Raw genomic sequence first — 13,274 nt, forward strand, 5'->3', positions numbered from 1 at the left:
CGACGGCCAAATTTTGTACTAATATAGTAAAAAGTTCAATATTAGGGTTTGCCCGAGCCTGATTCAAAAGCGACGGCGCTCCGGTACCATTGCCCTACGATTACTGCCCGCCCTTTTGCTCTCTGACGCGCCATGCCCCCCGCCGCTACCGCCCGCCCTACTCCGCTGCAAGTCGACCTGGCGCGACACATCGCCGAAGACATCGTGGCGCGGCGGCACGAGCCCGGCGCGCATTTGTCCGAGGAAACGCTGGCGGCGGCTTACGAGGTGTCGCGCACACCGGTACGCGGCGCGCTGCGCCTGCTGGCCGCTCAAGGCTTGATCACGCATCGGCCCAACAGCGGCTATACCGTGTCCGACCAGGCTGCGGCGGCGGCTGCGCCCCCGGCCATTGAAGGGGCCGGCCCCACGCAGGAAGAGCTGACGCGCCGGCTGATCGATGACCGCGCCTCCCGCCAACTGCCCGAAACCTTTACCGAACGCGATCTGTTGCAGCGCTATGACGTGCCGCGCAGTGTGCTGGCCAAGACCTTGCTGCAACTGTCGGCCGATGGCCTGATCGAAAAGCGCAAGGGGCACGGCTGGCAGTTTGCCCCGTCGCTGGAAAGCGCTGAAGCGCTGAATGAAAGCTACCGTTTCCGCATGACGGTGGAATGCGCCGGGCTGCTGGAACCGACGTTTCGCGTGGACAAGCCGGCGCTGGCCCGCATGCGTGCCGCCCATGAAGCCCTGATCCAGCGCGACGACGCCGACATTTCGGCTACTGAATTTTTTGGCCTGAATGCGTCGTTCCACGAGCTGCTGGCGCGCTTCTCCGGCAACCGCTACATCCTGCAAGCGGTGCAGCAACAAAACCACCTTCGCCGCCTGGAAGAACACGCTGCGTTCTATCGCGACGCGCGCTTCGTCAATTCCAGCAATGAACACCTGCAGATCATCGACGCGCTGGAATCCGGCGACCAGGAATGGGCGTCGCAATTGATGCGCCGCCACCTGAAAGCGTCGCTCCAAGCCTCCTGAAGCGGATGCCTCCGCCCGCACCCGCCGCGCCCACGGTGGGCGGGCGCGCGGCGGCACAAACCACCTGATCGATGCCCCATATTGTATTTATCAATGTATTAATACAAAATAGACGAACCTGAACTCCCCTTGAAGCAGGATCGTCCCATGTCCTCGTCCCCCTCCCCCCGTTCCCAAACCGACGCGTATTGGATGCCGTTTACCGCCAACCGGCGGGTCAAGCGCAACCCGGTGCTGTTCGCCGCCGCCGAAGGCATGCACTACATCCGACCGGATGGCCGCCGCGTGCTGGACGGCATTGCCGGCCTATGGTGCGTGAACGCGGGCCATCGCCGCCCCGAAATCGTCGAGGCCATCGCGCGCACCGCGCATGAACTGGACTACGCGCCGTCGTTCCAGATGAGCCATCCCCTGGCCTTTGAACTGGCGGACGCGTTGTGCGCCGAGGCGCCCGAAGGCTTTTCCAATGTGTTCTTTTCCAACTCGGGATCGGAAGCGGTGGACACCGCGCTGAAGATTGCGCTGGGCTATCACCGGGCGCGCGGCCAAGGCCAGCGCGTGCGGCTGATCGGGCGCGAACGCTCGTATCACGGCGTGGGGTTCGGCGGGCTGTCCGTGTCGGGCATCGGCGGGCATCGCAAACCCTTCGGCAATCTGTTGCCCTATGTTGACCACCTGCCCCACACCTATGACCGCCAGCAAATGGCGTACACGCGCGGTCAGCCGGATTGGGGCGCGCACCTGGCCGACACGCTGGAGCGCATAGTGGCGCTGCACGACGCTTCAACCATCGCGGCCGTCATCGTCGAACCGGTGGCCGGTTCCACCGGCGTGATCGTGCCACCGCGCGGTTATCTGCAACGGCTGCGCGAGATCTGCGATGCGCACGGCATCCTGTTGATTTTCGATGAGGTGATCTGCGCTTTCGGACGCATAGACGGCGCGTTCGCGTCGCCCTATTTCGGCGTCAAGCCCGACATCATCACCAGCGCCAAGGGCTTGACCAACGGCGCGATTCCGATGGGCGCAACGCTGGTGCGGCAACACGTATACGACGCCTTCATGCAAGGCCCGGAAAGCGCCATCGAGCTCTCGCACGGCTACACGTATTCGGGCCACCCCGTGGCCTGCGCGGCGGGCCTGGCGACGCTGGACATCTGCCGTCGCGAGGGCTTGTTCCAGCGCAGCCAGGAACTGGCGCGCTACTGGGAAGACGCCGCGCACAGCCTGAAGGGGCTGCCGCATGTGGTGGACATCCGCAACATCGGCCTGCTGGCCGCCATTGAACTGGCGCCGCTGGAGGGCCAGCCTGGCCAGCGCGCCTATGCCGTGCACAACGCCTGCCTGGAGCGCGGCTGCCTGATCCGGTCGGCGGGCGACACGATGCTGCTGTCGCCCCCGCTCATCATCGAACGCAACCAGATCGACGAGCTGTTTTCGGTGCTGGCGGACGTGCTGCGCGCCGGCGCCTGACGCTGCGCGCCGCCCCTATCGGCCGTGATCAGGCCAGGTGGCGCGCCACGGCCTGCACCACGCGCCGGACATCGTCGGCCGACACGTCCAGGTGCGTGACCAGGCGGGTCGGCCCGCCGTACACCGCGCGCATCAGGATGCCTTCCTTGCCCAGCGCTTCGGTCAGCGCATCGCAACGGGACGGCTGGAATTCCACGAACAGCATGTTGGTGTCCTGGCTTAACACCTTGACGCCGGCAATGCCGCGCAGGCCTTCGGCCAGGGCCCGGGCATTCTCGTGATCTTCTGCCAGGCGCGTCACATGATGGTCCAGCGCATACAGGCAGGCCGCGGCCAGCACGCCGGACTGGCGCAAGCCGCCGCCCAGCATCTTGCGCCAGCGGTGTGCACGGGCAATCAGTTCCGCGCTGCCGACCAGCACCGAACCCACCGGCGCACCCAAGCCTTTTGAAAAGCAGATGGAAACCGAGTCGAAGGGCCGGCACATGTCGGCCAGCGGCTTGCCACTGGCCACCGCGGCGTTGAACACACGCGCCCCGTCCAGGTGCGTGGCCAGGTTTTCTTTGCGCGCCCAGTCCGTGGCGGCCTGGATGTAGCCGGCGCGAATCAGCTTGCCGTGAAACGTGTTTTCCAGCGCCAGCAGGCGCGTGCGCGCAAAGTGCGGATCGCCCTGGGGCTTGACGGCGGCCGCCAGCTTTTCCAGCGGCAAGGAACCGTCTTCGGCGTGTTCGATGGGCTGCGGCTGGATGCTGCCCAGCACGGCCGCGCCGCCGCCTTCGTACTTGTAGGTGTGCGCCAGTTGGCCCACCAAGTATTCGTCGCCACGATCGCAATGCGCCATCAGCGCGGCCAGGTTGCTTTGCGTACCCGACGGAAAGAACAGGCCGGCCGCCTTGCCGGCGCGCTCGGCCACGGCAGCCTGCAACTGGATGACAGTGGGGTCGTCGCCCATCACGTCGTCGCCCAACGGGGCGGAAACCATGGCCTGCAACATGGCCGGCGTCGGCCGTGTGACAGTGTCGCTACGCAAATCGATCATGGGGAATCCTTGATAGGGAAAAGGAGATCGGAAGGGGAAATCGAAAAGCCCGCGGATCAGGTGGCGCGGGCGGCGGGCGCCGCGCGGCTGACCACGAAGATGCCGGCCAGGATCAGGACCATGCCGCCCAGCTCGCCCAGCGACGGCCGTTCGGAAAGAATCGCCCACGCCAGCAACATGGCCACCACGGGCACGCCCAGGCTGGACAGGCCGGCGATGGATGCGGGCACGCGGCGCACCACTTGCAACCACAGCAGCCAGCCGGCGGCCGTGGCAATCAATACGATGTAGGTCATGCCCGCCCACAACTGCCACCCCCACTGGGCGCTTATTTGCGGCACCAGATACGCCACGGGCACCATGACCAGCCCGCCAAACAGCATCTGCCAGGCCGTGAACGTCATGACATCAGGCGCGTGCCGCTCGAACATGCGCTTGGACAGCACCGTGCCCACGCCCCAGCACAGGCCGCTGCCCAGGCCAAGCAGCACCGGGCGTATGTCGCCTAGCCCATTCCAGGGTTCCACGAAACAGATCAGGCCGATCGCCGCCAGGCCGATGCCCACGCCGTGCTTGGCCGACGGGCGTTCGCGCAGCAGCCACCAGGCGAACAGCACCACCCAGAACGGCATGGTGTAGGCCATCAGCGATACCTTGCCCACGCCGCCCGACACCAGCGCCGTCTGCACGAAGCCCTGGAATCCGGCCGTCTGCGTCAACCCGATCAGCAAGGTCAGCTTCCAGGGCGGCATGCCCAGCGGGCGGCGCGTGGCGATGGCCAGCGCGAACAGCACCAAGGCGCCCACGACATATCGCAGCGCCACGAAGTCGAACGGGCCGATGTAGGGCACGATCAGTTTCATCGCTATCCAGCTGCCTGCCCAGACCACGATGGTGCTGAACATCAGGGCTAGCCCTGCGCGATCGAAACTGCTGCGGCTCACGTCCATGGCTCCGTCTTGTGAGGGGAATAAAAGAAAAGACGCCCGGACCGGCGCTTACCGGTGCGGGCGTCTGACATTATGCTCCTGTCGCCAGGACGTCGATCAGCCGCTTATGGCCGATCGTGCCTACAGCGGCTTGGCCAACTGTTCCAGAATGGCGGGGTTTTCAAGCGTGGAAACGTCCTGCGTGACTTCCTCGCCCTTGGCCACGACGCGCAGCAGGCGGCGCATGATCTTGCCCGAGCGGGTCTTGGGCAGGTTGTCGCCAAAGCGGATGTCCTTGGGCTTGGCGATGGGGCCGATTTCCTTGGCAACCCAGTCGCGCAGCTGCTTGGCGATGGCCTGCGCCTGTTCGCCTTCGGGGCGCGCCTGCTTGAGCACGACGAACGCCACCACGGCTTCGCCCGTGGTGTCATCCGGACGGCCCACCACGGCGGCTTCGGCCACCAGCTCGTGCGCCACCAGCGCCGATTCGACTTCCATCGTGCCCAGACGGTGGCCCGACACGTTCAGCACGTCGTCGATGCGGCCCATAATCCAGAAATAGCCGTCCGCGTCGCGCTGCGCGCCGTCGCCGGCCAGGTAGTAGCCGCGCAGTTCCGACGGGAAATAGCTTTTCTTGAAGCGCTCGGGGTCGCCCCAGATGTTGCGGATCATGGCCGGCCACGGGCGCTTGATGACCAGGAAACCGCCATTGCCCTTTTCGACATCGCCGCCGGTTTCATCCACGATGGCGGCCGCGATGCCGGGCAGCGGCAGCGTGCATGAACCGGGCTTGGTGGGCGTGGCGCCCGGCAGCGGCGTGATCATGTGGCCACCGGTTTCGGTCTGCCACCACGTGTCCACGATGGGGCAGCGTTCGCGGCCGATGTGCTTGTGATACCACATCCACGCTTCGGGGTTGATGGGTTCACCCACCGTGCCGATGATCCGCAGGCTGTCCAGATCGTAGTTCTTGGGATGCGCGTCGGGCGTGGCTTCGGCGGCCTTGATCAGCGAACGGATCGCGGTGGGCGCCGTGTAGAACGTGGTGACCTTGTGGCGCGCGATCATGTCCCAGAACCGGCCGGCGTTGGGATAGGTGGGCACGCCTTCGAACACCACCTGCGTCAGTCCGGCGGCCAGCGGGCCGTAGGTGATGTAGGTGTGGCCGGTGACCCAGCCCACGTCGGCGGTGCACCAGTAAACGTCGTCCTTGCGCGCGTCGAAAGTCCACTTCACGGTCAGCAGCGCCCACAGCAGGTAGCCCGCCGACGAATGCTGCACGCCCTTGGGCTTGCCGGTGGAACCCGACGTGTACAGGATGAACAGCGGGTGTTCGGCGTTGACCGGCACGGGCTCGCAAGTGTCGGGCTGGTTCGCCTCGACATCGTGCATCCAGAGGTCGCGCGACTCGTTCCATTGGACCTTGCCACCGGTGCGGCGATACACGATGACCTTGGACACGGCTTCGCAGCCGCCCATGGCAATGGCGTCTTCCACGGCCGGTTTCAGCGCAATGGTCTTGCCGCCGCGCACTTGTTCGTCGGCGGTGATGACCAGCGATGCGCCCACGTCCACGATGCGCTCTTGCAGGCTCTTGGCCGAAAAGCCGCCGAACACCACCGAGTGCGTGACGCCCAGGCGCGCGCAGGCTTGCATGGCGACAACGGCTTCGATCGACATGGGCATGTAGATGATGGCGCGGTCGCCCTTCTTGTACCCCAGGCCCGTCAGGCCATTGGCAAAGCGGCATACGCGCGCCAACAGTTCGCGGTAGGTGACCTTGTTGACCGTGCCGTCATCGCCTTCGAAGATGATGGCGGTCTTGTCGGCGTTGCCGTTGGTCAGGTGCACGTCCAGGCAGTTGGCCGATACGTTCAGTTCACCGTCGCCGAACCAGCGGTAGAACGGCGCGTCGGATTCGTCCAGCACTTGCGTGAACGGCTTGGTCCATTGCAGATTGTCCCGGGCCTGGCCGGCCCAGAAACCGTCGAAGTCGTTTTCAACCTGGGCGCACAGCGCGTTGTAGGCGTCCATGCTGGGAATCGCCGCTCCGTTGGCCGCGCGCTCGGGCGGCGGGAAAACGCGGGTTTCTACCAGGACGGACTCAATTGCTTTCGACATGATCTTGTCTCCAAACGGTGATTTTGTTGTTGATGCCGCTGTTTTCGCCTTGGCCGCCGAACCGCAAGCTTCACGAAGGAAGTGCGGCGCGGGGACAGTTTCTTTATCTACCCACCACCGTATCGCCACGCTCTTACGGGCACCTTACGCAAAATGCGGGCCAGAGCCCGCAATGCCGTGTCCCGCAGTACCGCTGCAACCCGGCGGCATCGGCCATCAGGCCAACATGCCGGCAATCAACGCAAGGCATCGCACATCACGCGCGATGCCTTGAAGGCAGTGCATAAGGATAGCAGCCCGGCGGCGCCCCTGGCGGGCCGACGGGCCGGCAAATTCAGGCGGCGGGGCTGCGCGCCAGACCGCGCTTCATGTCCACGCGCGACAACAAGATGAGGCCGCCCACGAAGAACAGCCCCGTCACCAGGATGGCCAGCCGATGGTTGCCATCGGTGGCCCAGGTGACCACGCCGTAGGTCAGCGGCCCGATCACGGCGGCCAGCTGTACGGCAAAGGTCCATAGCGAATAAAACTCGGCCAGCCGACCCGCGGGCGCTAGCGCGCCCGTCATGGCGCGGCCGGCGCTTTGCGTGGTGCCCATGCACAAGCCGGCCAGCGTGGCAGCTACCCAGAACACGGGCGCGGTTACGGCGGAATAGGCCACCAGCACCATCACGATCCAGCCGCCCAGGGTGATGGCCAGCGCCGGTTTGTGGCCAATGCGGTCCTGCACATAGCCGAACGAGAATGCGCCAACCGCCGCGCCGATGTTCACGGTGAACACCAACAGCATGATCTGCGGCGTCGTGAAGCCCATGACTTCGGACGCATACACGGCGGCCAGCGTGATGACCACGGAAATGCCCGCCTGATAGCAGGCAATGCACATCAGCAAGCGGCGAAATTCAGGAAAGTGCTGGCCGGTGTCGCGCCACGCGTGCGCCAGGCGGCGCAGCATGTGCAGCGCTTGCGGCTTGACGGCCTTGGGCTGTGCGCGCTCTTTGAGCAACAAGAAGGACGGCAGCGCCGCCAGCGCGAATACCGCGCAGGTCACGACGATGACCCAGGGCACGAAATGCTCGGCCGTCATGCCTTTGGCTTCGGCCGAGGTCACGACCAGCAGCGACAGGCCCAGCGTCAGCATCCCGCCGCAATAGCCGAAGCTCCAGCCCCATCCCGACACGCGGCCCAGCGCGGCGGGCCGGGCCAGTTCGGGCAGGAACGCCGCCACCACGGATTCACCCACGCAGTAGCAATAGTTGGACACCACGATGGCGGCCAGCGCCAGCCATACGTCGCCGGGGCCGGCTTGCGTCAGCACCAGCGTGGCGGCCACGCAGCCGATGGTGCTGGAATACAGCAGCCGACGCTTGCTGCCGCCGGCGTCGGCGCGCGCGCCCAGCGTGGGCATCGTCAACATGATGAGCAGATAGGACAGCGACAGCGCCGCGGTCCAGGCCAGCGTGGCCCACGGCGCTTTGCCGCCGACCACGCTAACAAAATAGGTGCTGAACACCGCCGTGAGAATGACGGTGGTGTAGCCGGAATTGGCGAAGTCGTACATGGCCCAGGCCCAGACCTCGCGTTTGGCCACGCCGGGATTCAAGGCGCTGTCGCGCCCTGCTCCGGCGTCCGGCGTGGAACCGCCCGTGGGCGGTTCCGGCAATTGCGTCTGGCTCACAGGCCCAGCGCGGCAATGCCTGCTTGGGCGATCAGCACGTCTTCGGTCGACTTCACGCCCGACACGCCGACAGCGCCAACCACATGGCCATTGACGGTGACCGGCACGCCGCCTTCCAGCATGCCTTCGATCAACGGGGCCGACAGGAACGACACGCGGCCGTTGTTGATCATTTCTTCGTAGATGCGCGACTCGCGGCGGCCCAGCGCGGCGGTCTTGGCCTTGGCCGGCGCGATGTGCGCCGAGATCGGGGCCGCGTCGTCCAGCCGCAGCATGCCAAGCAGGTGGCCACCGTCATCGACCACCGAGATGGTCACGGCCCACTTGTTCTGCACGGCGTGTGCTTCGGCCGCGGCGAGGATCTTCTTGACGTCTTCGGCGCTCAGCACGGGTTTGGTATTCATTGCAGCGACTCCTTGATCTGTTCCAGGGCGGATGGGTCTTCAATGGTCGTCAGGTCTCCGGGCTCGCGACCTTCGCACACGGCGACGATCGCGCGGCGCAACACCTTGCCGGACCGGGTCTTGGGCAATGCGCCCACGAATCGGATCCGGGCGGGCCTTGCAACGGCGCCCAGCTGATCTTCCACCAGGCGCATGATATCGCCTTCCAGCTGCTTTGCCCCGGCGGGCGTGCCGGCCATGTCGGGATTCTTCAAGACCGCGAACGCCATGGCAACCTGGCCCTTCAACGGATCCGCCACGCCCACCACCGCGCATTCGGCGATGGCGCTGTGGCTGTTGACGGATTCTTCGATCTCGCGCGTGCCCAGTCGGTGCCCCGCCACGTTGATCACGTCGTCCGTGCGGCCCAGGATGAACCAATAACCATCGGCATCCACGCGCCCCCAATCAAAGGTGGAATACACCTGCCGCCCGGGGATTGACGTGAAATACGTCTGCACGAAACGCGCGTCGTCGCCCCAGATGGTGGACATGGCGCCGGGTGGCAGCGGCGGCACGATGGCCACCACGCCCTTTTCGTCCGGCCCCAGGTCTTCGCCCGTAGCTTCGCTGACGATGCGCGCGTCAAAACCGTAGACGGGAAAGGATGGGCTGCCGAATCGGGTCGGCACGTTCTCCACGCCCGGCTGCGCGGAAAGAATCGGCCAGCCGGACTCGGTCTGCCAGTAGTTGTCGATGATGGGCTTGCCCAGCCCTTGCGAGATCCAGGTGGCGGTGGGCTCGTCCAGGGGCTCGCCGGCCAGGTACACCGCGCGCAGGGTGGACAGGTCGTGCCGCTGTAGCAGCGCGGGGTCCTGGCGCTTGAGCACCCGCACGGCGGTGGGCGCCGAAAACAGCGTGTTGACCCCGAAGCGTTCCACCAACTGCCACAAAATGGCGCCGTCGGGGCGCACCGGCGTGCCTTCGTACAGCAGCGTGGTCTGCCCGCCGATGAGGGGGCCGTACACAATATAGGAATGCCCGACTACCCAGCCGATGTCGCTGGTGCAGAAAAAGGTGTCGCCGGCGCGGCCGTTGAACAGGTATTCCATGGACGAGGCCAGCGCCACGGCGTAGCCGCCGGTATCGCGCTGCACGCCCTTGGGCTTGCCGGTAGTGCCTGACGTATAGAGGATGTAGCTGGGCTCGGACGATTCCAGCCATTGCACCGGCACCCGGGCGCCACGGTGGCGCTCGCGCAGCGTGGCGTAGTCGTGGTCGCGGCCGGCCACGGGTTCGAAGGGCGACAAGCCCCGGTCAAACACCACGACCGAGGCAGGCGGGGATTTCGCCAGGCTTAACGCCTTGTCCAGCAAGGGCTTGTAGGGCACGACCTTGCCGCCGCGCGAGCCGCCGTCCGTGCAAACCACCACCTTGGGCGCGGCGTCGTCGATGCGCTGCGCCAGGTTGACCGACGCAAAGCCGCCGAACACCACCGAGTGCACCGCGCCGATCCGCGCGCAGGCCAGCATGGTGAATACGGCTTCGGGCACCATCGGCATGTATAGCAACACGCGGTCGCCCCGCGCCACGCCCAGTTCGACAAGCATGGCGGCGGCCGCGTTGACCTCTTCGTACATCTCCTGCCGGGTATAGATGCGTTCTTCGTCGACCTCGGTGGACACCCAGATCAGCGCCGGCTTGTCGCCCTGCGTGGGCAACCAGCGGTCGACCGCGTTGTAGCAAAGATTGGTCGTGCCGCCCACGAACCACTTGGCGAATGGCGGGCGCGAAAAATCCAGTACAGACTCAAAGGGCGTATCCCAATGCACGCGCCCGGCCTCCTCGCGCCAGAACGCATCACGGTCATGCAATGATCTGTAATGGAAATCCCGGGTTTTTTGCATTTGTGTCTCCTGGTATTGTTCGTACGCCTTAAGGCTGATTGATTTCTTTGCGAATCATTTGGTCATTCTGGTAGGCGAACCTTGCACGAGGCTTGCCACAAGTCAAAAAGTTCTGCCAAATGTCCACGCGGCATGGAACCATTACTGATTCGGCAATGATTGGTAATGAAAGTTTGGTAGAATCCCCGCGAAGTTGTAGATAATTGTTGATTCTGCTGACATTTCGGCCCGATCCACGGCTAATCCCGTGGCTTTTGCTGTCAAAAAGCAGGTCATCCCCAGGCGAATGCATCGACACTCCATCATCGCGCGATTAAATTCATCCACTGGCCAGGCAAAGCGCGGTCTGCGTACGCTCGCGTTGATGGCTTGTGTAGCGACTCTGTCAGGTTGTGCAGGTACCGGGCAAAAGTCAACCGCCCATACGTCCGAGATTGATCCGTACGAAATGGAATGGGTTGCCACCGCCGATGACCCCATCGGCCTCTTGGTAACGCAAAAATTCAAGCGCGACCGCCAGCAAGCCGGCAAAGGCATCCATTCAGGTGTCAACGGCGATAACGCCATGGTCAGCGAAGCCCTTAACTACCTGGGCATCCGCTACCGCTTCGGCGGCAGTTCCCCTGACACCGGTTTTGATTGCAGCGGCCTGGTTGCCTATTCGGCAGAACGTTCGCTGGGCCTGAAGCTGCCCCGCAACGCCGCCGAAATCGCCCAGCAAGGCGTCTCGGTCGACAAAAACGAATTGAAGGCCGGCGATCTGGTCTTCTTCAACACGATGGGCCGCCGTTACTCGCACGTGGGCATCTACCTGGGCGACGACCGCTTCGTGCACTCGCCCAGCGCCGGTGGCGTGGTGCGTGTGGAAAGCATGACCATGGCCTACTGGACCAAGCGCTACAACGGCGCCCGCCGCCTGGACAACAGCCTGATGGCTTCCGCCCGCGCCGCGAACTGAACGCCAGATTAACGCCGGGCTTGCCGCTCTGCCATCGTCGCACCAGACACCGCCCCCCGCCATCCCCCAAAAAGAAAACGCCGCCAGACCTCTGTCTGGCGGCGTTTTGCATTGTGCGTGGTTCAGTGCTTGGTGTTCATTGCTCTTTCGCGGCTTGAAGGCCGCAGGCCGTGTCGGCCTCCCCAGTATTTTTTGGTCCAGCGATGGCTGGCATTCCGGTAATTCAGTGCACCGTACCCGCTCGCGGGCACAAGCCGCATTGTTGCAGGGCTTGCTGCATGCTGCATACCGAACGGCGACAAGCCACGACCCGGATGCCACCGCGCTGCGCGGCGTTGCGGAACGTCTTCATGACGTTGTGACCCAGGAAGTCGGTCAGCAAAATAACCAGTTGCGTACCCGAAGGCAGTTGTAGCGTTTTCTTCTGATGCGAGGGATCACGGCCGCTGATGTGGTGCGTGATCGAAATGTTGTGTCCCTTAAGCAGATCCGGGATATTTCCCAGACGATCCGCGCCAACCACTACTGCACTGAGTCCTGCCGTCATGATGAACCTCACTGGTCGTTGAGCCTGGATGTAATGATAATGATTCCTATTTTTTAGTCAATTCAAATGAGATCGGTTCTTATTTAATTATTTATATGAGCTTACTGGAAGGGATAGCGAGATTTGTTCAAGCCCAGGGAACTCGCGGCTCTCCGGCCGGTCGGCGCCTGCTTCCGCGGCAGATCGCAGGCAAAAAAAAGCGCGCCGTCCAGAAGACGCCGCGCTTTTTATGGGTGCGAACTCAGGTCTATTTAGGCGCGCCCTGCACTGCCTCGGTCACGACCGCGCGCGTCAGCGACGGCGCCAGCATTTCCAGGAACGTGTAGACGTAGTCGCGCAGGAACACGCCGGACTTCACCCCCACCCGCGTCGTGTGCGTGCCGAACAAATGGCCCACCGGCAACCCGACCAGATTGGAATCGCGCCGGGGGTCGTACGCCACGCCGGCGATGATGCCGATGCCCAGGCCCACGTCCACATAGGTCTTGATCACGTCGGCATCGATGGCTTCCAGCACGATGTCGGGGTGGATGCCTTGGTTGGCGAACACCTCGTCTATCGTGCTGCGGCCCGTAAACGCGCGGTCATACGTGACGATGGGGTGTTCGGCCAGCTGCGCCAACGACAGGCGCTTGGCGGCGCTGGACGTCAGCTCGGCCAAGGGGTGATCCGGCCGCACGACAACGGTGTGCTCCCAGGCGTAAACCGGCAGCGTCGCCAAGCCGGGCGTCAACGCCAGGGATTCGGTGGCCAGCGCCAGATCGGCTTGTTCGTGCAAGACCATTTCGGCCAACTGCGCGGGGCTGCCCTCGGCCAGGGACAAGTGCACTTTGGGAAATTGCTTGCGGAATGCGGGAATCACGCGGGGCAGCAGGTAGCGCGCCTGCGTGTGGGTGCAGGCAATGACCAGCCCGCCTTCGTCACGCCGAGCGAATTCATCGCTGACTTTTTTCAGGTTGTCGACTTCGCGCATGATGCGGTCGATGACTTGCGAGACCGCCAGGCCCGGTTTGGTCAGGCCCTTGATGCGCTTGCCATGCCGTTCGAAGATTTTGATGCCCAGCTCGTCTTCGAATTCGATGATGGCCTTGGAGACTCCAGGCTGCGAGGTATAGAGCATCCGGGCGGCCTCGGTGAGGTTGAAGTCGCGCCGGATGGTTTCACGCACAAAACGAAATTGCTGGAGGTTCATACATTGGCCCTTAATAGATCGGCCAAT

Annotated in this window: 11 protein-coding genes; 3 read left to right on the top strand and 8 right to left on the bottom strand. The window is 64.1% G+C overall.

Going from position 1 to position 13,274, the window contains the following annotated elements; translation table 11 throughout:
* The first annotated feature begins 132 nt into the window (after window positions 1–132).
* Together V6F88_RS15820 and V6F88_RS15825 are read left to right on the top strand one after the other, a co-directional pair.
* A complete protein-coding gene (locus V6F88_RS15820) occupies window positions 133–1,020 on the top strand; it encodes a GntR family transcriptional regulator (RefSeq protein ID WP_332610629.1) in 888 nt (295 codons plus the stop codon).
* 147 nt (window positions 1,021–1,167) lie between these two features.
* The gene (locus V6F88_RS15825) at window positions 1,168–2,493 is read left to right on the top strand and encodes an aspartate aminotransferase family protein (protein WP_332610630.1); all 1,326 of its coding nucleotides are present in this window, start codon (window positions 1,168–1,170) and stop codon (window positions 2,491–2,493) included.
* A 28-nt stretch (window positions 2,494–2,521) separates the two neighbouring features.
* On the opposite strand, the gene ltaE is transcribed toward V6F88_RS15825, so the two are convergent.
* The 6 genes from ltaE to V6F88_RS15855 form a co-directional block, all read right to left on the bottom strand.
* Entirely contained in the window at window positions 2,522–3,532 is a 1,011-nt protein-coding gene (ltaE, locus tag V6F88_RS15830) for a low-specificity L-threonine aldolase (RefSeq protein WP_332610631.1), read from the bottom strand.
* Window positions 3,533–3,588: 56 nt separating this feature from the next.
* On the bottom strand, window positions 3,589–4,476 hold the full coding sequence (locus V6F88_RS15835) for a DMT family transporter (RefSeq protein ID WP_332610632.1): 888 nt from the start codon (window positions 4,474–4,476) through the stop codon (window positions 3,589–3,591).
* A gap of 126 nt (window positions 4,477–4,602) precedes the next feature.
* A complete protein-coding gene (acs, locus tag V6F88_RS15840) occupies window positions 4,603–6,582 on the bottom strand; it encodes an acetate--CoA ligase (RefSeq protein WP_332610633.1) in 1,980 nt (659 codons plus the stop codon).
* Window positions 6,583–6,916: 334 nt separating this feature from the next.
* Entirely contained in the window at window positions 6,917–8,245 is a 1,329-nt protein-coding gene (locus V6F88_RS15845; protein ID WP_332610869.1) for an MFS transporter, read from the bottom strand.
* Window positions 8,246–8,256: 11 nt separating this feature from the next.
* On the bottom strand, window positions 8,257–8,664 hold the full coding sequence (locus V6F88_RS15850; protein WP_006218075.1) for a heme-binding protein: 408 nt from the start codon (window positions 8,662–8,664) through the stop codon (window positions 8,257–8,259).
* The gene (locus V6F88_RS15855; RefSeq protein WP_332610871.1) at window positions 8,661–10,589 is read right to left on the bottom strand and encodes a propionate--CoA ligase; all 1,929 of its coding nucleotides are present in this window, start codon (window positions 10,587–10,589) and stop codon (window positions 8,661–8,663) included. Before V6F88_RS15855 ends, V6F88_RS15850 begins: the two co-directional genes overlap by 4 nt.
* A 247-nt stretch (window positions 10,590–10,836) precedes the next feature.
* Here V6F88_RS15855 and V6F88_RS15860 point away from each other — a divergent pair, with 247 nt between their 5' ends.
* Entirely contained in the window at window positions 10,837–11,508 is a 672-nt protein-coding gene (locus V6F88_RS15860) for a C40 family peptidase (protein WP_332610635.1), read from the top strand.
* Between the two features lie 223 nt (window positions 11,509–11,731).
* On the opposite strand, the gene V6F88_RS15865 is transcribed toward V6F88_RS15860, so the two are convergent.
* Both V6F88_RS15865 and V6F88_RS15870 read right to left on the bottom strand, forming a co-directional pair.
* Window positions 11,732–12,055, bottom strand: a complete 324-nt coding sequence (locus V6F88_RS15865) for a DUF2325 domain-containing protein (RefSeq protein WP_035212827.1) — start codon at window positions 12,053–12,055, stop codon at window positions 11,732–11,734.
* 247 nt (window positions 12,056–12,302) lie between these two features.
* Window positions 12,303–13,247, bottom strand: coding sequence for a CysB family HTH-type transcriptional regulator (locus V6F88_RS15870; RefSeq protein WP_006218069.1), 945 nt, complete (start codon window positions 13,245–13,247; stop codon window positions 12,303–12,305).
* Window positions 13,248–13,274: the final 27 nt, after the last annotated feature.

This window comes from Achromobacter sp. ESBL13 (genome assembly GCF_036668755.1).
Taxonomy (GTDB): Bacteria; Pseudomonadota; Gammaproteobacteria; order Burkholderiales; family Burkholderiaceae_B; genus Achromobacter.

What these genes read in the sequence shown, in the direction of transcription:
- V6F88_RS15825 (WP_332610630.1), top strand. Translation starts at nt 1,168, where the DNA reads ATGTCCTCGTCCCCCTCCCCCCGTTCCCAAACCGACGCGTATTGGATG.
- V6F88_RS15870 (WP_006218069.1), bottom strand. Translation starts at nt 13,247, where the DNA reads ATGAACCTCCAGCAATTTCGTTTTGTGCGTGAAACCATCCGGCGCGAC.
- ltaE (WP_332610631.1), bottom strand. Translation starts at nt 3,532, where the DNA reads ATGATCGATTTGCGTAGCGACACTGTCACACGGCCGACGCCGGCCATG.
- V6F88_RS15820 (WP_332610629.1), top strand. Translation starts at nt 133, where the DNA reads ATGCCCCCCGCCGCTACCGCCCGCCCTACTCCGCTGCAAGTCGACCTG.
- V6F88_RS15865 (WP_035212827.1), bottom strand. Translation starts at nt 12,055, where the DNA reads ATGACGGCAGGACTCAGTGCAGTAGTGGTTGGCGCGGATCGTCTGGGA.
- V6F88_RS15860 (WP_332610635.1), top strand. Translation starts at nt 10,837, where the DNA reads ATGCATCGACACTCCATCATCGCGCGATTAAATTCATCCACTGGCCAG.
- acs (WP_332610633.1), bottom strand. Translation starts at nt 6,582, where the DNA reads ATGTCGAAAGCAATTGAGTCCGTCCTGGTAGAAACCCGCGTTTTCCCG.
- V6F88_RS15850 (WP_006218075.1), bottom strand. Translation starts at nt 8,664, where the DNA reads ATGAATACCAAACCCGTGCTGAGCGCCGAAGACGTCAAGAAGATCCTC.